Genomic DNA, 26312 nt, shown 5'->3' with positions numbered 1-26312 from the left:
TAGTGGCCGATGGAATCAGACGAGAGGTTTAGGCTCGTGTTCTTTTTCCAGGGCTTGCTCGTGTTGCTCTACCGCTTCCTGAACGGAGCGCGGTGCTTCGTCGATCACCGATTCAGCGGGTTCGGCAGCAGCGACTTCAGCAGCCGGGGCAGGTGCTGCCTCGACGACTTCAGCGGCAACCGTTGCTGGTTCGACAGCAGCCGGAGCAGCAGTGGCAGCCAGTTCGGCTTCCTTCTGCAGACGCTCGGCTTCACGCTTGCGGCGACGCACTTCACGTGGGTCGTTCGGCGCACGGCCACTTGGCGTCAGGGCGCTGACAGGGGCGGCTTCGACTTCCGGTGCGGCCACTTCGGCAACAACCGGCGCTTCAACCACCGGAGCAGGCTCGGCAGCAGCAACCACTGGCTCGGACACCATGGCCTCGGCTTCTGGCGCTTCGGCGGCGGTTGGCTCGGCAACCCAGTTGAACGCGGTTTGCTCTTCGCGAACTTCACGGACAGCTTCAGTCACTGTTTCGCTGGCTGTTTCGAAAACCGGTTCTGCGGCAACCACTGGCTCAGCGGCAGCTTCAAATACAGGCTGTGCTTCACGAACCGAGGCCACTTCGATTTCCGGAGCAGCGGTGGCTTCGACCGGAGTCGTTGCTTCAACCACTGGCGCTTCCACTGGAGCAGTTTCCAGGGTAGCGGCAGTCGCGCGTTCGGCTTGCTCGTTAGCCTGTGCTTCGGCTGGAGCGCTGATCACGGTGCTGGCAACGGCTGCGGTAACAGCCAGGCCTGCGGCCAGATCGGCAGCGCTTGGCGCTTCGTTGGTTTCGGCAGCTTCGTTACCTTCGGCGGACTCGGATTCTTCCGAACCTTCGATCACATTACCGTTGGCATCGCGCTGACGCTCACGACGGTTGCTGCGACGACGCTGGCCACGGGAGCGGCGGCGTGGACGATCGCCTTCGGCGCCTTCCTGACCGTCTTCCTGCAATTCTTCGTTGGTAACCAGCTCTTCTTCAGCTACTGCGGCAGCGGCTTGCTCTACACGTGGCTGACGATCTTCACGCGGTGGGCGTGGAGCACGTTCTTCGCGTGGCTGGCGAGTTGGACGCTCTTCAGCAGTAGCAGTAGCAGCAGCGGCCGGAGCAGCATCAAGAGGCTCGCGCAGTTCACGAACCGGACGCTCTTCACGATCGCCACGTGGCTTGCGATCTTCGCGAGGAGCGCGCGGTGCACGTTCTTCACGAGGGGCGCGTGGTGCGCGCTCTTCACGTGGAGCGCGTTCTTCGCGGGCGACTGCCGGAGTTTCTTCGCGGGCTTCGCGTGGCTCACGTGGTGCGCGCTCTTCACGCGGTGCACGTTCCTCACGAGGCTTGCGTTCTTCATCGCGGCGACCGTTACGGTTGCGGCTCTGCTGACGACCGTTGCGACGCTCTTCGTTGCGGGCTGGACGCTCGGCGGCCGGTTTTTCAACCACAACCGGAGTTGCAGGCTCTTCCTTGGTCGCGAACAGGCTGACCAGCGACTTCACCAGGCCTTTGAACAGGCTTGGCTCTGGCGCGGCGGCCGGTGCGGCAACAGGTGCGGCAGCGACGACTTCGGTTGGAACCGGCGCATTGGCGCGGGCCGGAGCAGTCTTGACCGCGGCTTCCTGGCGAACCAGGGTGCGGGTCGCAGCGGCTGGCTGGACTTCTTCGACTTCGGCAGCGGCAGCAGCGATTTCGTAGCTGGACTGGTTGATGCTGGCTTCCGGGCTGTCATCACGCAGACGCTGAACTTCGAAGTGCGGCGTTTCGAGGTGATCGTTCGGCAGAATGACGATGCGGGCACGGGTGCGCAGTTCGATCTTGGTGATCGAGTTGCGTTTTTCGTTGAGCAGGAACGCAGCGACCGGGATCGGCACTTGTGCGCGAACTTCGGCAGTGCGGTCTTTCAGGGCTTCTTCTTCGATCAGGCGCAGGATCGCCAGCGACAGTGATTCAACGTCACGGATGATGCCGGTGCCGTTGCAACGCGGGCAAACGATGCCGCTGCTTTCGCCCAGTGATGGACGCAGGCGCTGACGGGACATTTCCAGCAGGCCGAAGCGCGAGATGCGACCGACTTGCACGCGAGCGCGGTCGGCTTCCAGGCATTCGCGGACTTTCTCTTCCACGGCGCGCTGGTTCTTGGCAGGGGTCATGTCGATGAAGTCGATGACGATCAGGCCGCCGATGTCGCGCAGGCGCAACTGACGGGCGATTTCTTCGGCGGCTTCAAGGTTGGTCTGCAGAGCGGTTTCTTCGATGTCGCTGCCTTTGGTGGCGCGCGCCGAGTTGATGTCGATGGACACCAGGGCTTCGGTCGGATCGATCACGATGGAGCCGCCGGAAGGCAGTTCAACGACGCGCTGGAAAGCGGTCTCGATCTGGCTTTCGATCTGGAAACGGTTGAACAGCGGAACGCTGTCTTCGTACAGCTTGATCTTGCTGGCGTACTGCGGCATCACCTGGCGGATGAAGGTCAGGGCTTCGTCCTGGGCTTCAACGCTATCGATCAGCACTTCGCCGATGTCCTGGCGCAGGTAATCACGGATGGCGCGGATGATCACGTTGCTTTCCTGGTAGATCAGGAACGGCGCGGAGCGATCCAGCGAGGCTTCTTTGATGGCGGTCCAGAGTTGCAGCAGGTAGTCGAGGTCCCACTGCATTTCTTCGCTGCTGCGGCCCAGGCCGGCAGTGCGAACAATCAGACCCATGTCGGCTGGGGCAACCAAGCCGTTCAGGGCTTCACGCAGTTCGTTGCGCTCTTCACCTTCGATGCGACGGGAAATACCGCCGGCACGCGGGTTGTTCGGCATCAGAACCAGGTAACGACCGGCCAGGCTGATGAAGGTGGTCAGGGCTGCGCCCTTGTTGCCACGTTCTTCTTTTTCGACCTGAACGATGACTTCCTGGCCTTCGCTCAGGACGTCCTTGATGTTGACGCGGCCTTCGGGGGCTTTCTTGAAGTATTCGCGGGAGATTTCTTTGAGGGGCAGGAAGCCGTGGCGCTCAGAGCCGAAATCGACAAAGGCAGCCTCAAGGCTTGGTTCGATGCGAGTAATCCGGCCTTTATAGATGTTGGCCTTTTTCTGCTCGCGTGCACCGGATTCGATGTCCAGGTCGTAGAGGCGTTGGCCATCTACCAGTGCAACACGCAACTCTTCGGGTTGAGTTGCGTTAATCAGCATTCTTTTCATGTAGTACCGTCGGTTTCCGGGCTGCCGGAAACGGCGTTCGGCACACACGACTTCTCATGGTCGGTGTCAGGTGCGTCAGGAGTGGTTGGACACTCCAGTGTCTAGCGAACCCCGACCAATTGGGCCGGCGTCGCGACGTACGCGTCCTGCTTGCTGTGGCTACTTAAGCACTCAGTCAGGAGGAGGAATCAACCAGCGGCTGTGGACGAGATGAAGCGTCTTGATAAAGCCTATTGCTACACAGTCCAGCGGTTGTGCATCTCCACCCTACACGTATCCCTGATAATTCGGGTGCTGCCGCGCGCAGAATCCGCAGCGGGTTGGCATTTACCGTGAGCTCCGAAAGGGGAGGTCACGCATCATGGCTAATTTAGGCGTTGTTTCCGAAGCGTTCGCTCGGGGTTGTTCGTAGCTGACTGCACTTTGTGAACTGGCCGTGAATATTTGCTCGCAAGGCGAGTGAAAACTCTGCTTTGCGGCATGCTTCAGGCCTCATGTCACCTGCGCTCGTTACAACTGCAAACTCTACCGTTTCGTAGCGAAAGCCCCGTAGGACGGCCTCTCGTCCTCGTGAATTGCGTTGGTCAGGGCCGGTTTTTGACCGTTAGTCCGCTGTCCAGGCCACTTTTGGCGGCGTTCGCGACTATAGCAGCAATGATTAAGTGCTTCAATTCCATAAAAAATTGTTATCATCCGCGCCATGACGACTACTGCCCCTTCGACCCCAGCCGTACAACTGCTGGAGGTCTCGCCGGAATATGCCGGCCAACGTATTGATAACTTCCTTCTCGCTCGGCTCAAAGGCGTGCCCAAGACTTTGATTTACCGCATTTTGCGCAAAGGCGAAGTGCGAGTGAACAAAGGTCGGATCAAGCCCGAATACAAGCTGCAGGCGGGCGATATCGTGCGCGTGCCGCCGGTTCGCGTGCCTGAGCGCGACGAGCCGGTGCCGCTGGCCCAAGGCCTGCTCCAGCGCCTCGAAGCCTCGATTGTCTTCGAGGACAAGGCGTTGATCGTGATCAACAAGCCTTGCGGCATCGCGGTTCACGGTGGCAGCGGCCTGACTTACGGGGTGATCGAAGCCTTTCGTCAGTTGCGTCCCGATTGCAAGGAGCTCGAACTGGTTCACCGTCTCGACCGTGACACCTCCGGCCTGCTGATGATCGCCAAGAAGCGCAGCATGCTGCGTCACTTGCACACGGCATTGCGCGGCGATGGCGTCGATAAGCGCTACATGGCGCTGGTTCGCGGCAACTGGGCGGCCTCGATCAAGCAAGTCCGAGCGTCGCTCGGCAAGAGCAATCTGCGCTCCGGCGAGCGTATGGTCGAGGTCGACGAGGATGAGGGGAAGGAGTCCGTGACCGTGTTCAAGGTCCTGCGTCGTTTTGGCGACTTTGCCACCCTGATCGAAGCCAAACCGATCACCGGCCGGACTCACCAGATCCGCGTCCACACCTTGCACGCCGGACATTGCATTGCCGGTGACACCAAGTACGGCGATGAAGGCTTCAGCAAAGAGATTCGTGACCTGGGCGGAAAGCGCCTGTTCCTGCACGCCTACATGCTGACCGTACCGCTGCCGGATGGTGGTGAGCTGAAGTTGCAGGCACCGGTCGACGAGATGTGGGCCAAAACCGTGGAGCGCCTGAGTGCACCCATCTGATTACAAGCTGCTGATTTTCGATTGGGACGGCACGCTGGCTGATTCCATTGGTCGGATTGTCGAGTCGATGCATGTCGCGGCCGAGCGATCCGGATTCCAGTTGCGCGATGATTTTGCCGTCAAGGGCATCATCGGTCTGGGCTTGCCGGAAGCGATTCGCACGTTGTATCCGGAAATCGGCGACGAAGAATTGGTAGCCTTCCGTCAGCACTATGCTGATCACTACATCGCCTCGGAAGCTGTGCCTTCGCCGTTGTTCGAAGGTGTGGTCGAGTCGATGGAAGCGTTTCGTGCCGAGGGTTATCACTTGGCGGTTGCGACCGGCAAGGCTCGTCGCGGGCTGGATCGGGTGCTGAAGTCTCACGGCTGGGAAGATTATTTCGATATCACCCGCGCGGCCGACGAAACCGCCAGCAAGCCCCATCCGCTGATGCTCGAGCAGATCCTCGCTCACTGCGAGGTTCGCCCGGAGCAGGCGCTGATGGTGGGCGATTCGTCCTTTGATTTGCAGATGGCGCGCAACGCCGGCATGGATTCGGTGGCCGTCAGCTATGGCGCGCAATCGATCGAAGCGTTGAAGTTGTTCGAGCCGGCACTGGCCATTGATTGTTTTTCAGAATTGCATGCCTGGCTGAGTCAGCGGGCTTAATAGGTTTTTGCTGGGGTAGATGTCATGACCGACGAATGGAAAGCGCCCGCCAAGGCAAGCGCAGAGAGCGGTGACGAGAAAAGCTGGAAGCTGCTGGAAAAGACCCTGCTGGCCAGCGTGCAGGAGCAGCGCCGGTCCCGTCGCTGGGGGATTTTCTTCAAGCTGCTGACCTTTGTGTACCTGTTTGGCGCGTTGATCCTGTTCACGCCGCTGATGGACATGGAAAAAGCTGCCACCCTTAGTGGTAACTACACCGCGCTGATCGACGTGACCGGCATGATCGCCGACAAGGAGCCAGCCAGCGCTGACAATATCGTCGGCAGCCTGCGTGCAGCGTTCGAGGACAAGAAGGTCAAAGGTGTCATCCTGCGAATCAACAGTCCGGGCGGCAGTCCGGTGCAGTCGGGTTACGTCTATGACGAGATCCGCCGTTTGCGCGGCCTGCATCCGGACACCAAGCTTTACGCGGTGATCTCTGATTTGGGCGCTTCCGGTGCTTATTACATCGCCAGTGCGGCGGATCAGATCTACGCCGACAAGGCGAGCCTGGTGGGTTCCATTGGTGTGACGGCGGCCGGTTATGGCTTTGTCGGGACGATGGAGAAGTTGGGTGTCGAGCGTCGCACTTACACCTCCGGCGAGCACAAATCGTTCCTCGATCCGTTCCAGCCGCAAAAACCTGAGGAGACTCAGTTCTGGCAGGGCGTGCTCGATACCACTCATCAGCAATTCATCAGCAGCGTCAAGAAAGGTCGTGGCGACCGCCTCAAGGACAAGGAGCATCCGGAGTTGTTCTCCGGGTTGGTCTGGTCTGGCGAGCAGGCGCTGCCGCTGGGCCTGATCGATGGTCTGGGGAATGCCAGTTCGGTGGCGCGGGACGTGATCGGCGAGAAAGAGCTGGTGGACTTCACTGTTCAGGAATCGCCGTTCGATCGCTTCTCGAAAAAACTCGGTGCCAGCGTGGCTGAGCATCTGGCGATGTGGATGGGCTTCCAGGGGCCTTCGTTGCGCTGATCTCCTTCGGCATAAAAAAACCGGCCCAAGTGGCTAATGCCGATCAGTTAAGCCCTCTCGCTTGACCTTTGGCCGCAAGAAATCAAAATCCGATGCCTGTACTGGCATCGGATTTTTTTATGCGTCTCGCTCGGGTCCTGGAACTGGCCCACAACATCGCCTCCACTCCGAATTCAATCGAGGGATTGGATTCCTTGCTCGATCCTTCTTTGGTCGAACAGGCACTGGAGCAGGCAGGCGTAGCGACCCTGCGCAAGCGGCGTTTGCCGCTGGAAATGATGCTTTGGTGCGTGATCTCCATGGCGTTCTTTCGACGCATGTCGGCCTGGGATGTGGTCAGCCGCATGATCATCATGCTGCCGGGACAACGTCCGCTGGTGGCGCCCAGCGCCGTAGTCCAGGCCCGTCAGCGATTAGGCAGCGAAGCTGTACGACAGGTCTTCGATCTGACTCAGAAAAGTTGGCATGAGGCGGTCGGTCATCCGACTTGGGCCGGTTTGCGCTTACTGGGTGTCGACGGCGTCGTCTGGCGAACACCCGATACCCCCGAAAACCGTGCGCGTTACGACTCCGCCAGCAACCAGCATGGCGACACTGGTTTTCCTCAGGTGCGCATGGTCTGCCAAATGGAGTGACCAGCCACTTGCTGATCGGCAGTGCGTTTGACGGCTACCGCAGCAGCGAAATGAAGCTGGCGGAACAACTGATCGAAACCACGCCCGATCACTCGTTGACCCTGTTCGATCGCGGCTTTTATTCCCTGGGTTTGCTGCACCAATGGCAGCAAGCCGGCACCGAGCGCCATTGGCTGATGCCACTGCGCAAAGGTGCGCAGTACGAAGTGGTTCAGCGCTTGGGTCGCCAGGATGCGATGGTTTCGTTAAGCACTTCGCCACAGGCCCGCAAGCAATGGCCGGGGCTGCCGGAGCGCCTGACCGCGCGACTCCTGAGCAAAACCGTCAAAGGCAAGGTGTGTCAGATCCTGACCTCGATGGCCGACCCGCTGCGCTTTCCATCCGACGAGATCGTCGATCTGTACAGCCAGCGATGGGAGATCGAACTAGGGTTTCGGGAGATGAAACAGGCGCTGCTCAACAGCAGTTATACGCTGCGCAGCAAGACGCCCGAGATGATCGAGCAAGAGTTGTGGGGCGTGTTGCTGGGCTACAACTTGTTGCGCTATCAGATGGTGGAAATGAGCCGTCGTTGTCCGGGTATTAACCCATGTGAAATGAGTTTTACCGCGTGTACCTGGGCGATCCTCGGGTTTATCAACAGCGTCTCGGCCGACCGTTCCGGGAACATCCCCAAATACCTGGCCGAGCTTCATGCTTCAGCCATGCATTATGTCCTGCCTCATCGACGGGAGGAGCGCGTTTACCCCCGGGCCATCAGGCTTAAATCCCCGAAGTATCCGATCAAAAATAAAAATGCCAGTCAGCTTAACTGACTGGCATTAGCCCAAGTGGCCGGTTTTTTAATGTCTGCGCGGTCTCTGCAGCTGGCGAAGCCTGCGTTCGAGTGCGCAGCGCTCGCAAATCCGGATTGCGCGGTTTATCTGAAAGGTTGCGGCGTATGGTTTGGCGAGCGCTGCGCACTCGAACGCAGGCTTCGCCAGCTACTACAGGACTGTGGTGTTCAGGGGATTTCAATCCCTTCAACCAGCAACATGTCCACCAGGCGAATCAATGGCAGGCCGATCAGGCTGGTGGCGTCAGGGCCTTCGGTGCTTTGAAACAGGCTCACCCCCAAGCCTTCGGCTTTGAAGCTGCCAGCGCAGTCGTAGGGCTGTTCGGCGCGCAGGTAGCGTTCGATGCGCGCCGGATCGAGGGTGCGCATGTGTACGGTGAAGGGCACGCAATCGACCTGGCAGTCGCCAGTCTGGCTGTTGAGCAGCGCCAGGCCGGTGAGGAAGGTCACGCTGGCACCGCTCGAAGCCAGCAATTGTTCGCGGGCCTTTTCGACGGTGTGGGGTTTGCCGATGATCCGATCGCCAAGTACGGCGACCTGATCGGAGCCGATGATCAGGTGAGCGCGGTGGCTGCTGGCTAGCGTGCGTGCTTTTTCCTCGGCGAGGCGCTTGACCAGCTCGATTGCGGATTCGCCCGGACGATGGCTTTCGTCGATATCTGGCGAGCTGCAGGTAAACGGCAGCTGCAAGCGGGCCAGCAGTTCCCGGCGATAAACCGAGCTTGAAGCGAGTAATAAAGGCAGCATGCGCATCTCCAGAAGACAGGCGCGAATTCTAGCGGAGGCTTGCAAGTGACGGACAGGGCTGAATTTCCTTTGACATGGCTGGGGGCATCCCTATAATGCTGCGCCTATGTTGAATGACCCGATTCCACCTCACGTTGACCCGCGCAAATTGGCTGATCGTGGCACCACCCTTCAAGGTGAACTGCTGCTGGCCGATTTGGAGAGACTCTGCGACCCGCTTTCCGACACTGTCGGTACGGTGCAGGCTAAATTCGTTTTTGAACGAGATGAACGTAAGTCTGTGGTAATCCACAGCTTTATCGACACCGAAGTCAAAATGGTTTGCCAGCGTTGTCTTGAGCTGGTCACCCTGCCGATCCATAGCGAATGCAGTTATGCTGTGGTGAAGGAGGGTGCGAATACCCAGTCGTTGCCGAAAGGTTATGACGTGCTGGAACTGGGCGAAGATCCTTTGGATCTGCAGTCACTGATCGAGGAGGAGCTTCTGCTCGCCTTGCCCATTGTGCCTGCTCATCATCCGGAAGAATGCCAGCAGCCGGCGGGTCTCGATGAGCCCGAACCGAGCGAGGACGAGGTAACGCGGTCCAACCCGTTCAGTGTATTGGCGCAGTTAAAGCGTGACCCAAACGTTTAGGAGTTAATCAATTATGGCTGTTCAGCAGAACAAAAAATCCCGCTCTGCCCGTGACATGCGTCGTTCGCACGACGCCCTGACGGCAAGCACTCTGTCTGTAGAAAAAACCACTGGTGAAATTCACCTGCGTCACCACGTATCGCCAGAAGGCGTATACCGTGGCCGTAAAGTGATCGACAAGGGCGCTGACGAGTAATCACTTGTCTGCTCAAGTCATCGCGATTGACGCAATGGGCGGGGACTTCGGTCCCCGCAGCATTGTTCAGGCCAGCCTTGCTTGTCTGTCTGCTACGCCCTCGCTGCACCTGACCCTCGTCGGTCAACCCTCCCTTCTTGAAGAATTGCTCTCTGGCCAATCGGCTGTGGATCGCTCGCGTCTGTCGATTGCTCCGGCGTCCGAAGTCATCACCATGGACGAAAAACCTGCACAGGCCCTGCGCGGCAAGCCCGACTCGTCGATGCGCGTGGCGCTGGAGTTGCTGCGCGATGGCAAGGTCCAGGCCTGCGTCAGTGCCGGTAATACCGGTGCGCTAATGGCGTTGTCGCGGTTTGTGCTCAAGACCTTGCCGGGCATTGATCGGCCGGCGATGGTGGCGGCGATTCCGACGCAGAAGGGTTATTGCCAGTTGCTCGACCTGGGCGCCAATGTCGATTGCAGTGCCGAGCATCTGTTGCAGTTTGCGGTGATGGGGTCGGTGGCAGCGGAAACCCTGGGCATCGTTCGTCCGCGAGTGGCGCTGCTGAACATCGGTACTGAAGACATCAAGGGCAATCAGCAGGTCAAGCTCGCTGCAACATTGTTGCAAAGTGCCCGTGGTATCAACTACATCGGTTTTGTCGAAGGTGACGGTGTGTACCGTGGCGAGGCGGATGTGGTGGTATGTGACGGTTTTGTCGGCAATATCCTGCTCAAGTCCAGCGAAGGGCTGGCGACCATGATTGCCGGGCGCATCGAGGCCTTGTTCAAGAGAAACCTTGCGTCGAAAGTGGTCGGTGCTCTGGCATTGCCGCTGATGAAGCGCTTGCAAGCTGATCTGGCGCCTGCGCGGCATAACGGCGCAAGCTTCCTCGGGTTGCAGGGGATTGTGGTCAAAAGCCATGGCTCGGCGGGGGTTCAGGGCTTCCAGAGTGCGATTCAGCGCGCCTTGATCGAGATCCAGGAAAATCTGCCGGAACGCATTCACGGTCGCCTGGAGGATTTGTTGCTTTAGGCGTTTTCGTCGGACAATGCTTAAATGTGACCGCTCAGTTCAATTTGCCATCCAACTGTCAGTTTCTTGCGTCCCCCAAGCGGGACGTCAATTCTCCGACGACAAGATCATTAGGGGCTTGTTACATGTCTGCTTCCCTCGCATTCGTCTTTCCGGGACAGGGTTCGCAGTCCCTCGGCATGCTGGCCGAGTTGGGCGCGCAACATCCGGTTGTCCTCGAAACATTCAAAGAAGCTTCCGATGCTCTGGGTTACGACCTGTGGGCACTGACCCAGCAAGGGCCGGAAGAACAACTCAATCAAACCGATAAAACCCAGCCGGCCATTCTGACCGCCTCGATTGCCTTGTGGCGTCTGTGGCTGGCTGAAGGCGGCGCGCGTCCGGCTTACGTTGCCGGTCACAGCCTGGGCGAATACAGCGCTCTGGTTGCTGCGGGCAGTCTTAGCCTGGGTGACGCGGTGAAGCTGGTTGAACGCCGTGGTCAGTTGATGCAGGAAGCCGTTCCGGCCGGGCAAGGTGGCATGGCCGCCATTCTCGGTCTGGACGATGCTGATGTGCTGGCAGCCTGTGCCGAAGCGGCGCAAGGCGAAGTGGTCAGTGCGGTCAACTTCAACTCCCCTGGCCAGGTTGTCATCGCCGGTGCCAAGGCTGCGGTCGAGCGTGCCATCGAAGGCTGCAAGGCTCGTGGTGCCAAACGCGCCATGCCGTTGCCGGTCAGCGTGCCGTCCCATTGCGCGCTGATGCGTCCGGCGGCCGAGCGTTTCGCCGAGTCGATCGCAGCGATCGACTGGCAGTCGCCGCAGATCCCGGTGGTGCAGAACGTCAGCGCCACTGTGCCGGCCGATCTGGAAACCCTCAAGCGCGATCTGCTTGAGCAGCTTTACAAGCCTGTACGCTGGGTCGAATCGGTTCAGGCGCTGGCCGCCAAAGGTGCTACCCAGTTGGTCGAATGCGGCCCGGGTAAAGTGCTGGCTGGCCTGAACAAGCGTTGCGCCGAAGGCGTGTCGACATCCAACCTCAATACCCCCGACGCCTTCGCTGCCGCTCGCGCAGCGTTGGCCTGAATCAGGAGAAGCCTGCATGAGTCTGCAAGGTAAAGTTGCACTGGTCACTGGCGCGAGCCGCGGTATCGGCCAGGCTATCGCCCTGGAACTGGGTCGTCAGGGCGCCATCGTTATTGGCACCGCGACGTCTGCCTCGGGTGCCGAGCGCATTGCCGCAACCCTGAAGGAAAACGGTATTCAAGGCACGGGCCTGGAGCTCAATGTCACCAGCGACGAATCCGTTGCGGCAGTGCTGGCGAGCATTCAGGAGCAGTTCGGTGCGCCGGCGATCCTGGTCAACAATGCCGGTATCACCCGCGATAATCTGATGATGCGCATGAAAAATGACGAATGGCATGACGTCGTCGATACCAACCTGAACAGTCTGTTCCGCCTGTCCAAGGGCGTTTTGCGCGGTATGACCAAAGCCCGTTGGGGACGAATTATCAGTATTGGCTCGGTTGTGGGTGCCATGGGCAACGCAGGCCAAGTAAACTACGCAGCCGCCAAGGCCGGTCTGGAAGGTTTCAGCCGTTCACTGGCGCGTGAAGTCGGTTCGCGTTCGATTACGGTAAACTCGGTGGCCCCTGGGTTCATCGACACCGATATGACCCGCGAACTGCCGGAGGCACAGCGTGAAGCCTTGCAGACGCAGATTCCGCTGGGCCGTCTGGGGCAAGCTCAAGAGATCGCGTCTGTGGTCGCTTTTCTTGCATCCGACGGTGCGGCTTACGTTACTGGGGCTACAATCCCGGTGAACGGCGGGATGTACATGAGTTAAATGTGACGGATTGCTTCAAAAAAATGTCATACGAGCTGTCTAAAATCCGTTATAAAGCTGCAATCTATTTATAGGCAGAGGGTCGTCGGGTTTGAGGAGTGAAGCTTTCAGTTGAAAAACTGAAAAGTCTTTCTATACACTTACCCACTGGCCAGCTGCCTGAATTTGTCCATTAGGAGTGAAAACAAGGTATGAGCACCATCGAAGAGCGCGTCAAGAAAATCGTTGCTGAGCAACTGGGCGTTAAAGAAGAAGAAGTGGTCAACACTGCTTCCTTCGTTGAAGACCTGGGTGCCGACTCCCTTGACACCGTTGAGCTGGTGATGGCTCTGGAAGAGGAATTCGAGACCGAAATCCCTGACGAAGAAGCTGAGAAGATCACTACTGTACAAGCCGCAATCGATTACGTTACTAACCACCAGGCTTAATAGCTTGTAATCGTTGCTTGCTGTCATGGAAAAACCGCACTGCCATCACGGCGTGCGGTTTTTTCTTTAGGCCTGATGCAAAGTCGTCATTTGAAAAAGGAGAGTGCTGTGTCGCGTAGACGCGTCGTAGTCACCGGTATGGGTATGTTGTCGCCACTGGGCACGGATGTGCCGAGCAGTTGGCAGGGCATTCTGGCTGGCCGCAGTGGCATTGGTCTGATCGAACACACCGACCTTTCTGCCTATTCCACCCGTTTTGGCGGCTCGGTAAAGGGCTTCAATGTCGAGGAATACCTGTCGGTCAAGGAAGCTCGCAAGCTCGACCTGTTCATTCAATACGGTCTGGCCGCAGGTTTTCAGGCAGTTCGTAACGCCGGTCTGGAAGTCACCGACGCCAACCGTGAGCGCATCGGCGTGGCCATGGGGTCGGGTATTGGCGGATTGACCAATATCGAAGAAACCAGCCGCACGCTGCATGATTCCGGCCCACGACGGATCTCTCCGTTTTTCGTGCCTGGCTCGATCATCAATATGATTTCCGGTTTCCTGTCCATCCATCTGGGCGCACAGGGACCTAACTACGCCATCGCCACTGCGTGTACCACCGGTACGCACTGCATCGGCATGGCGGCACGCAACATCATGTACGACGAAGCCGACGTGATGATTGCCGGCGGCGCTGAAATGGCAGCTTGCGGTCTGGGCATGGGCGGCTTCGGTGCCTCCCGCGCACTGTCGACCCGCAACGACGAACCGACCCGCGCCAGCCGTCCATGGGACAAGGGCCGTGATGGCTTCGTGCTGTCCGACGGTGCCGGCGCTCTGGTTCTGGAAGAACTGGAGCACGCCAAGGCCCGCGGCGCGACGATCTACGCCGAGCTGATCGGCTTCGGCACCAGTGGCGATGCCTACCACATGACTTCGCCACCGGCTGATGGTGCAGGCGCTGCACGTTGCATCACCAATGCGCTGCGCGATGCCAAGATCAATGGCGATCAAGTTCAGTACGTCAACGCCCACGGCACCTCGACGTCGGCGGGCGACCTTGCCGAAGCCTGTGCGATCAAGTCGGTATTCGGCGATCACGCTTACAAGCTGGCGGTCAGTTCGACCAAGTCCATGACCGGTCACCTGTTGGGTGCGGCGGGCGCGGTCGAGGCGATCTTCAGTGTGCTGGCGATCAACAGTCAGGTAGCGCCGCCGACCATCAACCTTGATGAGCCGGACGAAGGTTGCGACCTCGATTTCGTACCGCATACCGCGCGCAACATGGAAATCGATGTGGTGTTGTCCAACTCCTTCGGGTTTGGCGGTACCAACGGCTCGCTGGTGTTCCGCCGGTTCGCTGACTGATGGACAGCTGGGTCGACGGTCAGCCGGCTGACGCTTTGTCGCTGAAGGATCGCGGCCTGGCTTACGGTGATGGTTTGTTCGAGACCATTGCCGTGCGTGGCGGGCAACCGTTGCTGCTGGACCGACATCTGGCGCGTCTGGCCGATGGCTGTTCACGCCTGGCGATCACTGCCGATCATGAGTTGATCCGCAGTGAGCTGCTGGCCTATGCCAGCGCACTGGGTGAGGGCGTGCTCAAGCTCATCATCACCCGCGGCGACAGTCTGCGCGGTTATGCCTCCGATCCCTCGGCTCAGGCCCGACGTATTCTGCAAGGCAATCCACCTGCTGCTTATCCTGCCGTTCATGGCGAGCAGGGCGTTCGCCTGTTCCCTTGTGCGACACGACTGTCCAGGCAGCCACTGCTTGCCGGCCTCAAACACCTTAACCGTCTGGAACAAGTGATCGCCCGCGCCGAATGGCAAGATACGGAGCACGCCGAAGGCTTGATGCTCGATCAGGCGGGTCGCGTGATCGAAGGCGTGTTCAGCAATCTGTTCCTGATTCGCGATGGCGTGCTGATCACGGCTGATTTGAAGCGCTGTGGCGTGGCCGGCGTGATGCGTGCCGAATTATTGTTTCAAGCCGAGTCATTGGGGATCCCCACAAAAATCACCGATATCACCCTCGATCAGCTGCAATGGGCTGATGAAGTCTTTGTCTGCAACAGCGTGTATGGCGTTTGGCCGGTGCGCGCCTATGCCGCACTGAGCTGGCCGGTTGGTCCGCTCACCCGTAAACTCCAAACCATTGCCCGCGCGCTACTGGATGTTTGATACGTGAGACGTAAATTCTTGCTGCTGCTGGAAACCGGATTGGTTCTGGCAGGGCTGTGTCTGGGCGCTTCCGCCTGGAAAATCCATTCGGCGCTGGAACAGCCGCTGAACATCACTCAGGAAGAGCTGCTGGAAGTGCCCAAAGGCACGACACCGACCCGCACCTTCTATCGACTCGAAGCCGATGGCGTTATCAAGGACGCTTTCTGGCTGCGGGTGTATTGGCGCTTCAATCTCGCCAAACAACCGTTGCACAAGGGCGAGTACCGCATGCAGCCGGGCATGACCGTCGAAGGACTGATTGACCTGTGGAAACGCGGGGAAATGGTTCAGTACAGCCTGACGCTGGTCGAGGGCTGGAATTTCCATCAGGTCCGCGCTGCTCTGGCCAAGGATGAAAAACTCGAAAAGACCCTCGACGGTTTGAGTGATAGCGAGGTTATGGACAAACTCGGCCACACCGGGATTTTTCCGGAAGGGCGGTTCTTCCCTGACACCTATCGCTTCGTGCGCGGCATGACCGATGTCGAGCTGCTGAAAAAAGCCTACGACCGCCTCGACGAAGTCCTGGCCAAGGAATGGAGCCAGCGCGCCGCTGACGTGCCGTACACCGAACCCTATCAGGCGCTGATCATGGCCTCGCTGGTGGAGAAGGAAACCGGCGTGCCGCAGGAGCGCGGGCAAATCGCTGGCGTGTTTGTACGGCGCATGGAAATGGGCATGTTGTTGCAGACGGATCCGACCGTGATCTACGGCCTCGGTGATCGTTACAACGGCAAATTGACTCGCGCCCATCTCAAGGAAGCGACGCCGTACAACACCTACATGATTTCGGGACTGCCGCCGACCCCGATCGCCATGGTCGGCCGCGAAGCGATTCATGCAGCGCTGAACCCGGTGGCTGGCAATAGCCTCTATTTCGTGGCTCGTGGTGATGGCAGCCACGTGTTCTCCGATGATCTGGACGCGCACAATAACGCTGTGCGTGAGTTCCAGATCAAGCGCCGTGCCGACTACCGCTCCAGCCCCGCGCCGACCACGGCGCCAGAGGCGACGGATGAGCAGGCACCGATTCCGGCTGCATCGCCTGACACAGCCCCCGAGGCTTTGCCGCAAGTGCCGCCGCAAGAGCCTGCTCAGGCGGCGCCACCAGAGCCGCAAGCGCCTGACCCGTCGCCTTCACCGGAGCCGGCGCAAGAACCCGCTCAAGAACCCGCAGCCGCACCCGCGCCCGAACCGGATGCAACCGCGCCGCAAAGCCCGCAATGACTCTGACTAAGGACTGCCTGTGACTGGCTTGTTTATTACCCTGGAAGGCCCGGAAGGGGCCGGCAAGAGCACCAATCGCGAATACCTGGCCGAGCGCCTGCGCGCCGCGGGTATCGAGGTCGTGCTGACTCGCGAACCAGGCGGCACGCCGTTGGCCGAGCGGATCCGCGAAGTGTTGCTGGCGCCGGTTGACGAAGTCATGAACCCCGACACCGAGTTGCTGTTGGTGTTCGCTGCACGAGCCCAGCATCTGGCCGAGGTGATTCGCCCGGCACTGGCCCGCGGTGCGGTGGTCCTGTGTGATCGTTTTACCGATTCGCTGTTTTCCTCGCCCCATCAACGTAAACCAATTCGGTTCATCGCTTGATTAGATGCTAAAGCCTGCCTTTTTTCCTGAAAGCCCCAAGTGGCAGAGGCTTCAGAGCAGATCATCAGTAACGAGTCATCCCAGTATACCATTCGTCGTTCTAAAAAAGTAAACCTATCATTTTTCAGTGCATTTTTTTAAGAAACGTAAACCGGTTTTCACTCTCTCGGCTTTTCTCCAGTCACCTCGAAACCAAAATCCCCCAGAAACCCCCGTAAACACTAGCTCTCCAGGGTTTACGTTTCAGAAAAAACCCCGATTTTCTAACCCGGCCCCAGCCCAGCCCAGTCCAGTCCAGTCCAGCCTCCCAGCCTCAACCCAAGCCACATGCTCATCAACACCGCCCCACATCACTTATTGATGCTTTGATGCCAAAGGCGGCGAAGAGTCGAATCGGGAATATCTAGTCTTTTGGCGGCTTCCGATTGGCTGAGGCCTTCGCGCTTCAGTTCCTGGACGGCCACCCATTTCTTTCTGGCTTCTTCTACTCGTGAGGAGACAAGGTTTCGCGGGGCGGTCGGGAGCACCGCGTCGGCCAATCCCAGCTCATCAATTTCTTCGAGCGCAGCGAGCAACATTTCCCGAGCGGGGCGCTGTTCGTGAGAGGCCAGAATCAATGCGAAAAACGCGGCGGGGTGCATCTTGAGTGCGACTGCGAGTTCGTAAGTTACATCGACGGTCGCGGTGGTTTTAGCACTCTCGAGATGGCTGACGTGTGACTGTACGACTTTGCCTGAGATCTCTTGCTGTGAAAGACCTTTGTGGGTGCGAAGCAGCTGGAGCACTGCTGCATAAGAGTTGCGCAGCGACATTTAGCATTCTCTCAAAATGAGACGGTATGCCGTGTTTGCGCGCCACCACACAAATCTATATATTAATCGTGTGGCGGATCAAGATTCCGATAGCGTTGGTGACAGCCGAGTAAGAGGGTGACTCTAGCAGCGTTGCCGCTGCCGGATCATTTGAGGTTGTGCGTGACAATTAATCCGAATGTGAAAGAGCTGGTAGAGGGCCAGGCAAGGTCTGTGACAGGCACTTGCTTCTCCTCAACAGATGCTAAGCGAGCTGTGACGGAGCGGTATCCAAATAAAGCCTTTTGTCTCGTAGAGCAGTGGACGGTTTTTCAAGCAGCCGTAACTGAGAGCGATCTCATAAAGATTCGCCTAGCCGGGCATCTCCCGTTATTTGTTTTTGCCCACAAGGTCATTGAAGACAGTAGGGGGAGATTTCAGGAGGGGGACTGGGTGCGTTCGAGTATGTGCATTTCTTACCAGGACGGACTGATGTTTGAGACAAAAAATACGATTTACGTGCTCATCGGGGATGGACAAGAGATGAAGGCCAGCCTAAAAACAATATTCTCTTTTTTTTAGGCTAAGTATTGTTGTAAAAAAGGTGCGATTCAGACTAACGCCACGATTGTCATTTCGCAGTAGCAGCAGATTTTAATAACGTCGAAGCTGGCAGTTAAGCAGGCTTCGAGGCACCACTTCGTCTGAGTTTTACTATCAGGGTCTTGGGTCAACTCATCAAATGCTTAAAATGAAACATGGGAGTTTCTGTGCTCAATTTTGATTGTGTAAAGGTAGCGGGCAAGGTCGACTACGTAAAAGTCAACTCAGATCATGGTGATAGCTATAAGGCTATCGTCAGTCTCGATGGTCAAGTTATTCCAAACCTCACCTTGCCTAAGAAAATGTATGAGGAAATTGATTCAGGCGAGACCGTTACTCTTTACGGTTTTTTCAAGAATTCTTCGAATAAAGAAAAGAACACTGGAATTGTCTACGGTCTGTTGAAAGAAAATGGTGCAAAGACATTTGCAACTAACATTAGATTCACTGTTCCGCTTCTCATGGTTTTTTATGCAGTTCTTGCCTTTTGCATAGTTTTTCCTGTGGGATGGCTAGTGTCTATCGTCCCGATGATGAACTTTATCGGCGGTCAGCATCCAATGATTATGGAATACACAAGCATCATCGCACTGGTAGAAGCTGCCTTGGCCGCTCTGTTTTTTCTATGGGCCGGGTGGAATGTGCTTAATAAGACATCTGACCCCGAAGGGTGGAAAGCAGTAGCTGCACAAGAGTTATCAAACCGTTTTAGCAAACTTCATAAGTAGCATAGGATGCATGGCATTGAGTTGGCGACCAGAAAGCTTCCCCAGAAAAAGATGGCATTAATCCGAGGCAAATATGTTCAGAACTCAAGATGTTGATTTAGCCGGGCTGCCAGGAATGTTCGGGGAAGGGCTGGCTCACTGGCATGGAGTGTCTCGAAGTCTTGCCACGCACTGGTATCACATCAGCATTAAGCAGCGTTACGAGGATAGATTTGTATCTCAAGTGGAGATGCTTAATGATGAGACTAAACTTGTTGAACTCATCTCGGCGCAAAGCGAAGACCTCGTCATAGATGAGCTCCAGGTCGTCACGCCGCCGTGGATCAATAAAGGCAAGAGCTGGCGGATGGAAAAGTTAACGTCAATGTCTGTCGGCTATGACAAAAACGAGGTTCCCGTTTGTTTGCTGGAGGTTGAGAGCGGCGCTGTGTATACCGACGTTCACGACCCCTCCTTCGACGCTTCCACGCTGATAAACCTTCGGAAGATTTACTGAGCAAACGCAGATACTCCCAAGGTGTAACGCGATTTTTCCAATGTAACATTGCCAATGTTACTTTTCAAAAAGCGCGTTACGCCTCAGCAAATACGCCTCAGGAGCCAAAAATGCCGAGCACGATCAACGTAGATCTTCACGGTAAACGTTTGACAGATTTTCATCTTAAACGCATTGCCCAAGCCGACGCTCAATTATTCCACGAACCGATCACTGCGTACCTAAGCGATGTTTTTGTATCTGCCTGCTCAGCTGTCGGTATCGTGTTTGGCCACCAGAGAAAAGATCAGTTCGGGCGCTACACCGATGGACACCTTATACGTACATCTGACATTCGCTTTGTCCGAAAGGAGGGCAGATTTTGGGTGCTGACCACTATGACTTCGAGGTATGTGGTCACCTCTTTCACAAGGGATATCGGTAGGAATAGCTTAAAAAGCTTTCTGCAGACGGCCCAAGGACGCTATGTTTTCACACCACCAGTTTTGCAGTAGCGATTATCCCAGGGCGAACGGATTCGCTAGTTTAGCTGGTTGTCGTAATTGGTGAATCGCGACGACCAGTGTCTTGATCTGGACGATTTATGAATAAATCGGAAAAGGATCGATGCGAAGGACTTTAAACTTAGCATGCGGCGAATCCACGTGGTCATCATGGGTTCGGTAATTGCGATATCGCTCAAACGTTGCTTCAAGTTCACGAATGCTCCTGCAATGCTTGTAGAGCGAATCTTCTGAAGTATTTACAGTTTCCACGTAAAGTGCCCCGATATTTTGCTGGTCGCTTAATGACTCCGCGTCAACAGTGGTGTCAATAATCGCAAACCATATATTGTATTTCACGTGCGTTTTTGCCTTAGCTGATTGACGGGGTCGGAACCTCAATTCGGCAATTCTCAGCTGACGAAATGAGAAAATCAAGGCGCAGAGCGAGAGATTAATTCATTGAAGCGCAGTCGATAAGAGGTCTGTGCTAGTGTTTTACTGTATGTACATGCGGTTAATTCAATATAACTGTGGTGTGCAAGGCAGGGAGTTGACGAAAAGTCAATTTAACGCACCGCGAAAATTATTTTATTTCCCGGCTAAGCGCGCGGCAAAAAACGAAGAAGAGTACGAACTCAATGACGAAAATCGCGATGCGGTCAGGAAAGTCTTTGTTGCCCTCGCAGCAGCGGTAAATTCATCTATGGGCGTCTGGTTCAAGGAAGTCGCAGTGTAAGTGACTATCTGTTCATAAGCGCCAACATCGTGGAAGCTTCTGCCCGTTTTTTACGACGCTAACCACGCAAGGTGTGTTGGGCAGACGCTTACACAGGACTTTGACCCCGATTCGTTGCAGAAGCACTATGGCTGCTTACCGAGAGGCGGGGAATGATGAGCTCGTTTTAGGATATTTCCTGGATACCTTTTGATTGTGGGCTTATCGCCAAGCTTCCTTGTCGGCAGATTTGCCTGGGAGCGATGGACGAAGTACACATTCGGGAGGAAGAGAAGACCTTCTAGGCGGGGCGTCGGGATCAGGGTAGAGGCCCTTCACAGGGGCTTTTTTATGTCTGGACATTGGAGGCCAGCTCTCGGTAACCGTCCGGCCAAGTCATCTACCCAGCCCCGCAAAGCCAAGACATGGTGTGCACTTAAATTTAAGTGGGCACCAGTTCTAGCCTTTTAAGCGGGTATTTCATGCAGCCAACACGCCGTTCCTATTCCAAGTCCTTCAAGGCCCAGGTCATTCAAGAGTGCGCCCAGCCCGGCGCTTCGATTGCCAGCATCGCGCTCAGCCATAGCCTCAACGCAAACCTCGTCCACAAATGAATTCGGGTGCAGGCACAGAGAAGCACCGTGCTGCAACCTGCATTTATTCCATTACCCATGCCGTTGGCCGGAGCAAGTTCGCTCGCAACGTCATCGAATATCTGCGTTGAGATCCAGCACCCACGCGGCACCGTTAAAGTAAACTGGCCAACTGAAAGTGCTGCTGTCTGCGCGACCTTTCTTCGAGACCTGTTGCGATGATCCGCATCGACGCCATCTGGCTGGCCACCGAGCCCATGGATATGCGTGCTGGTACCGAGACCGCGCTGGCCAGAGTCATTACGGTATTCGGTGCGGCGAAGCCGCACTGCGCTTATCTGTTTGCCAATCGACGGGCCAACCGAATGAAAGTGCTGGTGCATGACGGGATCGGCGTTTGGCTGGCGGCACGCCGGTTGAACCAGGGCAAGTTTCAATGGCCAGGCATTCGACAAGGTAGCGAGCTGGAACTGGATACCGAGCAACTTCAGGCCTTGGTACTTGGTCTGCCGTGGCAGCGCGTTGGCGCTGGCGGTGCAATCACGATCCTTTAAAAAGGCTGTAATTAGCGCTTGGGCCTGCTGCCGTAGGCGGTCTGCTTTGGTAAAATCCACGGCATGACTTCCTTGCCCAACCTCGACCAAATGACCCCCGACCAACTGCGCGCCCTCGCTGCGCAGTTGATGTCGAAGGTCGACACCATGGGCAGAAAGATCCACCGCGATCAAACCATCATCGAACAGCTGACCCACGAGATCGCGATCCTCAAGCGGCACAGGTTTGCCAAGCGCAGCGAGCAGATCAGTCCTGAGCAAGGCAACTTGCTCGACGACTTGCTCAATACGGATCTTGAGGCTATCGACGCCGAGCTGACGGTACTGCGTCCGGCTCCGGCTCCAGCAGAGGTGCGGCAAAAACCAAAGCGCGCACCGCTGCCGCCGCAGTTTCCACGCACCGTCATTCATCACGAACCAGAAAACACTCAGTGCACTTGCGGTTGCCAACTTCAGCGCATCGGCGAGGACGTCAGCGAGAAGCTCGATTACACGCCGGGCGTGTTCACCGTCGAGCAACATGTACGTGGAAAATGGGCCTGCCGTCAGTGTGAAACGCTGATCCAGGCACCGGTGCCAGCCCAAGTGATCGACAAGGGCATTCCGACCGCAGGTCTGCTGGCTCATGTGATGGTGGCGAAGTTTGCTGATCATTTGCCGCTGTATCGGCAGGAGAAAATCTTCGGGCGCGCCGGTTTAGCGATACCGCGCTCCACACTGGCTCAATGGGTTGGGCAAACCGGTGTACAGCTTCAGCCGCTGGTTGATGCCTTGCGAGAAGCCGTTCTGGCGCAGCGAGTTGTCCACGCCGATGAGACGCCGGTGCAGATGCTTGCGCCCGGACAGAAGAAAACGCATCGCGCTTATGTCTGGGCTTACTGCACCACACCGTTTTCGGCGCTTAAGGCAGTGGTTTATGACTTCAGTCCGAGCCGCGCCGGTGAGCATGCGCGTAACTTCCTCGGCTTGTGGAACGGCAAGCTGGTGTGCGATGACTTTGCTGGCTACAAAGCCGGATTCGAGAAGGGCATGACCGAAATCGGCTGCATGGCTCACGCCCGTCGCAAGTTTTTCGATCTGCACGTGGCAAATAAAAGCCAGTTGGCTGAACAGGCGCTGCACTCGATTGGCGGCTTGTACGAAGTTGAACGCCAAGCGCGAGACATGAGTGACGAGGATCGCTGCCGAATACGACAAGAAAAAGCAGCACCATTGGCGAAAGCACTGCACGACTGGATGTTGACCCAGCGTTATCTTGTGCCCAACGGATCAGCGACGGCAAAAGCCTTGGATTACAGCCTTAAACGCTGGGTAGCGCTGACGCGCTATCTGGAGGATGGGGCTGTGCCCATAGACAATAATCCGGTCGAGAATCAGATCCGGCCGTGGGCACTTGGACGTTCCAACTGGTTATTTGCCGGGTCGCTTCGCAGTGGGAAACGGGCTGCGGCGATCATGAGTTTGATCCAGTCAGCGCGCATGAATGGGCACGATCCGTATGCGTATCTCAAAGATGTGCTGACGCGGCTGCCGACGCAGCGGGCGAGTGAGATTGACCAGTTGTTGCCGCATCAGTGGGTATCTGCCTGAGTCACACAAGGTGACTTTGGCAGACGCTTACAGCTCTCGGCTTTAATGCAAGTGTTATTTGGTTTATTTGGTTTATTTGGTTTTTTACAGCGGTGTATTGTGTAATAGCCGGTGCGCGATGTAGTTGGTCTTCATAAGTGACAAAAAACAGCAGTCTTAGGAAGGAGTGTTATCATCAATTTTTAGACCTATGATTCCTTTCTCCAGCATCTCTTCGATGGTGGAGGAGGGAATCATAAGTTCTTCTTTCTCGACCTCATTCGCGAGGCCCAAGAACCAATCATACTTTGAGCTATGTTCAGGCCACTTGGATTTCATCTGTTCTACTCGATTTCGCGCGGATACAAACCAAAATTTGTTGAACGGGTTTACTACGTTTTGGCCGTCATGATGGAGCAGGGGCATATCAAACAGTCCATGTGCGAAGCGCGCGAACCAAATGGAAAGCGGTATGTCGATTTCAGGCGAGAGGGCTACGCAGGGGTGTTTGATGGTTGACTCAAGCCGCACAGCCCGTACCAGCGCGTCACTGACCACGAATAGGTTGCCATTGCTCCTGTCTTCCCAATATTTGCCATAGGCTATCCCACCCCGGATGAGCCAATCATTGTGGAGGGTCGCGAACCAGAGGCTTTGGACTGCATAAAGCAGGGGCGCAAGCTCATCGCAAACCAGCAAAATTGAGTCCGAGTACACGGAGACATTTACTTTCTCCGGAAATGGCCAATCGGTGAGACGTGCTTGATACGTCTTGTAGAGCAAGATGGTTGCGTCGAACTCGGTCTCTACAGCATGGGAAAAGCCAAGCACATCGCAGAAGGCTACGTATTTTAGTGGGACTGCATTTGTCTCGTCGATTTCGGGTGACATTCTTCACTCCTGACGGATCAATTTTGAAGTGGCCTAAGTGCAGTCAAGGCCGCGAAGAGCCTCTAGGATAAGCGTTGAGCAGGGCGCGAGCTAGGTCATTTTTCACCGAAGTGACAGCCAATGAGGGCCAATGAAGGACAACTGAATCCTCCGTCGCTATAGTGCCCGCTTCCGGAAAAGTCACAGGTGGAGCAGGGAATGTCAGCAACAGGTAGCATTACGGGTAGGTTGTATCAGGAAAGTGAAATCCTGGATAACAACGCATATCCCGCGATGCGAGCAGAAACGCTACTCAATGCTAATGATGAGCTCGTGGTACCCGTTAGAAATCAGGGGCGTCCTCATTTTCGAAGGATTGGTGCCTTATCGTTTGGCACTCGCGTTGGTCAAAGCGAAGCCGACCCTGCGCATAACAAATGTGTTGATGAAATACTTGGAAAGCTTACAGCGACCAATGGTGTTGAACTTTGTGTATATGTATTCGACGAGAATGGGGATCGACATACACAGGTAATTTTTTCTACCTTGCCAGGTAGTGATTATCGTTGGGTAAAGGAGGGTGGAGCCAGAGTCGCTTTTAGTGACGGGCGCTACATTCAGCCAGATATCGCCGGTAGGGATGTAACCAAATTTTTCCCAAGGTCGAGCTGCCCAAATATCATCATTGAGGTGATTCGCACTCATGAGCCAGATTTGGAAACGTTCAAGAGGCTTTACGAGCTATCCAAGGCCAGCACAGTCGTGGTTTTCTACTTCATCAATGATGATGCGTGGAAAACCAAATTAAATCATGTCCTCAACGACGCCAATCCGTTTCGTTTGCGCATATCCCGTTATATGATCAACGGCTCAGTCTATGTCGGGGACTCTGAAAAGTGCGAACGCCAGAAAGGTGAGCGGCTGGAAGACTGGCATTTACGTCTCACGAACTCTTATTTTAAGTTTTCCAAGGAGGCCGTGCGAGCCTAACTCAAGCTAAATTAGTTATAGACGAATCTAGAGGCCTATCGTATTTCATATATAACCAGCTAGTTTTGGTTGCAGTATACGCTGGGGCCTCTATTCCCTATACGGCTCCAATATCGACATGATGCGGTCGGCGAGGTAGGTGGTTTTTTTACGTGCGTCGGCTAAGCCACGCCAGTATCCGCGTCCCTCGGCGAGGAATATTGCAATCTTGAAGTCATTGTCCTGTAGCGCTGATTCGAGGGCCGTCTGAGCGAAATCTCCATGCTCGCTGAACAGCGCGCGCTCAGATGCGGTTATTGCTTCACTTTCAGTCTGATAGCTACCACGTCCAACGATACCGTCGATGGCGTAGCACCATTCATCGGTGTGAATTGAATCGTTGATTTCTTCGTGGCCTGACAGACTCTTGCCATGCTCCCAAACGGTAGGTGAGTCGAAGCTTGGCAAACGTATTTCGTAAGCGTCCGGCCATGTCACCTTCAAAACTCCAGCATTAAGGGCGATGGTGTCCGCGTATTTTTAAGCGGACGCGATCACCCTTAATCGCCAGGATTTCCATGCGCCAACGAAGCTCTTATCCCAAACCGTTCAAAGCCCAGGTCGTTCAGGAATGCCTTCAGCCCGGGGCCACCGTTTCAAGCGTTGCCATCGCTCACGGCATCAACGCCAACGTCATTCGTAAATGGCTGCCGCTTTACCGGCATACCTCAGTTGCCGCGTTGCCTGCGTTTGTCCCGTTGAAGGCTCCGCCTAAGCGGCCGTCGGAGGCATCGGCGATCATCGAGATACCCGTTGGCGAACAAGCCATCGCAGTGAAGTGGCCAGTTTCCGATCCTGATGGGTGCGCTCGATTTATTCGAGAGCTTGCCAAGTGATCCGCATAGACGCCATCTGGCTCGCCACCGAGCCCATGGATATGCGCGCGGGTACCGAGACTGCGCTGGCCAGAGTGATCGCAGTATTCGGTGCGGCGAAGCCGCACTGTGCTTATCTGTTTGCCAATCGCAGGGCTAACCGAATGAAAGTCCTGGTTCATGACGGAATTGGTGTTTGGCTGGCGGCACGGCGGTTGAACCAAGGCAAATTCCACTGGCCAGGCATTCGCCAAGGTTGCGAGATGGAGCTGGATGCCGAGCAACTTCGGGCGTTGGTGCTCGGTCTACCTTGGCAACGTGTTGGCGTTGGCGGCGTAATTACACTGCTTTAAAAGTTTTAATTTTGCTTCTTGGCCTACTGCCGTAGGCGGTCTGCTTTGGTAAAATCCACG

At 56.3% G+C, this 26312-nt stretch carries 28 protein-coding genes and 2 pseudogenes; 25 read left to right on the top strand and 5 right to left on the bottom strand.

The window, feature by feature from the left end; all coding sequences use genetic code 11:
• Window positions 1–15 precede the first annotated feature (15 nt).
• Entirely contained in the window at window positions 16–3207 is a 3192-nt protein-coding gene (gene rne, locus QFX16_RS21505; RefSeq protein WP_283181260.1) for a ribonuclease E, read from the bottom strand.
• A 700-nt stretch (window positions 3208–3907) separates the two neighbouring features.
• On the opposite strand from rne, the gene rluC reads away from it, so the two are divergent.
• From rluC to QFX16_RS21485, 4 genes and pseudogenes are all read left to right on the top strand, one after another.
• Window positions 3908–4870, top strand: a complete 963-nt coding sequence (rluC, locus tag QFX16_RS21500) for a 23S rRNA pseudouridine(955/2504/2580) synthase RluC (RefSeq protein WP_283181259.1) — start codon at window positions 3908–3910, stop codon at window positions 4868–4870.
• The gene (locus QFX16_RS21495) at window positions 4857–5519 is read left to right on the top strand and encodes an HAD-IA family hydrolase (RefSeq protein ID WP_283181258.1); all 663 of its coding nucleotides are present in this window, start codon (window positions 4857–4859) and stop codon (window positions 5517–5519) included. Before rluC ends, QFX16_RS21495 begins: the two co-directional genes overlap by 14 nt.
• A 24-nt stretch (window positions 5520–5543) precedes the next feature.
• On the top strand, window positions 5544–6533 hold the full coding sequence (locus QFX16_RS21490) for a S49 family peptidase (protein WP_283181257.1): 990 nt from the start codon (window positions 5544–5546) through the stop codon (window positions 6531–6533).
• A 119-nt stretch (window positions 6534–6652) separates the two neighbouring features.
• Window positions 6653–7983 (top strand): annotated as a pseudogene (locus QFX16_RS21485) (IS4 family transposase).
• Window positions 7984–8171: 188 nt separating this feature from the next.
• Here QFX16_RS21485 and QFX16_RS21480 read toward each other — a convergent pair.
• Window positions 8172–8750 (bottom strand): Maf family protein, encoded by a 579-nt coding sequence (locus tag QFX16_RS21480; protein ID WP_283181256.1) that lies wholly within the window; start codon window positions 8748–8750, stop codon window positions 8172–8174.
• A gap of 106 nt (window positions 8751–8856) precedes the next feature.
• On the opposite strand from QFX16_RS21480, the gene QFX16_RS21475 reads away from it, so the two are divergent.
• The 10 genes and pseudogenes from QFX16_RS21475 to tmk form a co-directional block, all read left to right on the top strand.
• On the top strand, window positions 8857–9384 hold the full coding sequence (locus QFX16_RS21475) for a YceD family protein (protein ID WP_004371317.1): 528 nt from the start codon (window positions 8857–8859) through the stop codon (window positions 9382–9384).
• A 13-nt stretch (window positions 9385–9397) separates the two neighbouring features.
• Window positions 9398–9580, top strand: coding sequence for a 50S ribosomal protein L32 (gene rpmF, locus QFX16_RS21470; RefSeq protein ID WP_008152339.1), 183 nt, complete (start codon window positions 9398–9400; stop codon window positions 9578–9580).
• 4 nt (window positions 9581–9584) lie between these two features.
• Window positions 9585–10595, top strand: a complete 1011-nt coding sequence (gene plsX, locus QFX16_RS21465) for a phosphate acyltransferase PlsX (protein WP_283181255.1) — start codon at window positions 9585–9587, stop codon at window positions 10593–10595.
• Window positions 10596–10720: 125 nt separating this feature from the next.
• Window positions 10721–11659, top strand: a complete 939-nt coding sequence (gene fabD / locus QFX16_RS21460) for an ACP S-malonyltransferase (RefSeq protein WP_283181254.1) — start codon at window positions 10721–10723, stop codon at window positions 11657–11659.
• A 16-nt stretch (window positions 11660–11675) separates the two neighbouring features.
• On the top strand, window positions 11676–12419 hold the full coding sequence (gene fabG / locus QFX16_RS21455; RefSeq protein WP_283181253.1) for a 3-oxoacyl-ACP reductase FabG: 744 nt from the start codon (window positions 11676–11678) through the stop codon (window positions 12417–12419).
• 191 nt (window positions 12420–12610) lie between these two features.
• Complete coding sequence (acpP, locus tag QFX16_RS21450; RefSeq protein ID WP_003442511.1) at window positions 12611–12847, top strand: acyl carrier protein; 237 nt, start codon at window positions 12611–12613, stop codon at window positions 12845–12847.
• Window positions 12848–12955: 108 nt separating this feature from the next.
• The gene (gene fabF / locus QFX16_RS21445) at window positions 12956–14200 is read left to right on the top strand and encodes a beta-ketoacyl-ACP synthase II (protein ID WP_283181252.1); all 1245 of its coding nucleotides are present in this window, start codon (window positions 12956–12958) and stop codon (window positions 14198–14200) included.
• A complete protein-coding gene (pabC, locus tag QFX16_RS21440; RefSeq protein ID WP_283181251.1) occupies window positions 14200–15015 on the top strand; it encodes an aminodeoxychorismate lyase in 816 nt (271 codons plus the stop codon). Before fabF ends, pabC begins: the two co-directional genes overlap by 1 nt.
• 3 nt (window positions 15016–15018) lie before the next feature.
• Window positions 15019–16284, top strand: a complete 1266-nt coding sequence (mltG, locus tag QFX16_RS21435) for an endolytic transglycosylase MltG (RefSeq protein ID WP_283181250.1) — start codon at window positions 15019–15021, stop codon at window positions 16282–16284.
• Window positions 16285–16303: 19 nt separating this feature from the next.
• Window positions 16304–16612 (top strand): annotated as a pseudogene (gene tmk / locus QFX16_RS21430) (dTMP kinase); the annotation flags it as partial.
• 389 nt (window positions 16613–17001) lie between these two features.
• Here tmk and QFX16_RS21425 read toward each other — a convergent pair.
• A complete protein-coding gene (locus QFX16_RS21425) occupies window positions 17002–17463 on the bottom strand; it encodes a helix-turn-helix domain-containing protein (RefSeq protein WP_283181249.1) in 462 nt (153 codons plus the stop codon).
• A gap of 117 nt (window positions 17464–17580) precedes the next feature.
• On the opposite strand from QFX16_RS21425, the gene QFX16_RS29815 reads away from it, so the two are divergent.
• The 8 genes from QFX16_RS29815 (at window position 17581) to tnpC (ending at window position 23206) form a co-directional block, all read left to right on the top strand.
• The gene (locus QFX16_RS29815) at window positions 17581–18024 is read left to right on the top strand and encodes a DUF6957 family protein (protein WP_439900095.1); all 444 of its coding nucleotides are present in this window, start codon (window positions 17581–17583) and stop codon (window positions 18022–18024) included.
• 188 nt (window positions 18025–18212) lie between these two features.
• Window positions 18213–18773, top strand: a complete 561-nt coding sequence (locus tag QFX16_RS21420; protein ID WP_283181248.1) for a hypothetical protein — start codon at window positions 18213–18215, stop codon at window positions 18771–18773.
• A 73-nt stretch (window positions 18774–18846) separates the two neighbouring features.
• Complete coding sequence (locus QFX16_RS21415) at window positions 18847–19269, top strand: hypothetical protein (protein ID WP_283181247.1); 423 nt, start codon at window positions 18847–18849, stop codon at window positions 19267–19269.
• Between the two features lie 110 nt (window positions 19270–19379).
• Window positions 19380–19763: a hypothetical protein gene (locus tag QFX16_RS21410; protein ID WP_283181246.1), complete on the top strand. Its 384-nt coding sequence runs from the start codon at window positions 19380–19382 to the stop codon at window positions 19761–19763.
• A 499-nt stretch (window positions 19764–20262) separates the two neighbouring features.
• The gene (locus QFX16_RS21405) at window positions 20263–20490 is read left to right on the top strand and encodes a hypothetical protein (RefSeq protein ID WP_283181245.1); all 228 of its coding nucleotides are present in this window, start codon (window positions 20263–20265) and stop codon (window positions 20488–20490) included.
• 461 nt (window positions 20491–20951) lie between these two features.
• A complete protein-coding gene (locus QFX16_RS21400; RefSeq protein WP_283181244.1) occupies window positions 20952–21083 on the top strand; it encodes a transposase in 132 nt (43 codons plus the stop codon).
• Window positions 21084–21280: 197 nt separating this feature from the next.
• Window positions 21281–21616: an IS66 family insertion sequence element accessory protein TnpB gene (tnpB, locus tag QFX16_RS21395; protein WP_140684503.1), complete on the top strand. Its 336-nt coding sequence runs from the start codon at window positions 21281–21283 to the stop codon at window positions 21614–21616.
• Between the two features lie 63 nt (window positions 21617–21679).
• On the top strand, window positions 21680–23206 hold the full coding sequence (gene tnpC / locus QFX16_RS21390) for an IS66 family transposase (protein WP_283181243.1): 1527 nt from the start codon (window positions 21680–21682) through the stop codon (window positions 23204–23206).
• Between the two features lie 156 nt (window positions 23207–23362).
• Here tnpC and QFX16_RS21385 read toward each other — a convergent pair whose 3' ends face one another.
• Window positions 23363–24076 carry a hypothetical protein gene (locus QFX16_RS21385; protein WP_283181242.1) on the bottom strand — a complete coding sequence of 238 codons (714 nt, stop codon included), beginning with the start codon at window positions 24074–24076 and terminating at the stop codon, window positions 23363–23365.
• A 198-nt stretch (window positions 24077–24274) separates the two neighbouring features.
• Here QFX16_RS21385 and QFX16_RS21380 point away from each other — a divergent pair, with 198 nt between their 5' ends.
• On the top strand, window positions 24275–25045 hold the full coding sequence (locus tag QFX16_RS21380) for a hypothetical protein (RefSeq protein ID WP_283181241.1): 771 nt from the start codon (window positions 24275–24277) through the stop codon (window positions 25043–25045).
• A gap of 90 nt (window positions 25046–25135) precedes the next feature.
• On the opposite strand, the gene QFX16_RS21375 is transcribed toward QFX16_RS21380, so the two are convergent.
• Complete coding sequence (locus tag QFX16_RS21375) at window positions 25136–25522, bottom strand: hypothetical protein (RefSeq protein ID WP_283181240.1); 387 nt, start codon at window positions 25520–25522, stop codon at window positions 25136–25138.
• 80 nt (window positions 25523–25602) lie between these two features.
• On the opposite strand from QFX16_RS21375, the gene tnpA reads away from it, so the two are divergent.
• Together tnpA and tnpB (QFX16_RS21365) are read left to right on the top strand one after the other, a co-directional pair.
• Window positions 25603–25920, top strand: coding sequence for an IS66-like element accessory protein TnpA (tnpA, locus tag QFX16_RS21370; RefSeq protein ID WP_010465922.1), 318 nt, complete (start codon window positions 25603–25605; stop codon window positions 25918–25920).
• A complete protein-coding gene (gene tnpB, locus QFX16_RS21365; protein ID WP_010465920.1) occupies window positions 25917–26252 on the top strand; it encodes an IS66 family insertion sequence element accessory protein TnpB in 336 nt (111 codons plus the stop codon). Before tnpA ends, tnpB (QFX16_RS21365) begins: the two co-directional genes overlap by 4 nt.
• The last annotated feature ends 60 nt before the right edge of the window (window positions 26253–26312 follow it).

Origin of the sequence: Pseudomonas svalbardensis, from assembly GCF_030053115.1 — a bacterium.
Lineage (GTDB): Bacteria > Pseudomonadota > Gammaproteobacteria > Pseudomonadales > Pseudomonadaceae > Aquipseudomonas > Aquipseudomonas svalbardensis.
This window is presented reverse-complemented; position numbering and strand designations above follow the sequence as displayed.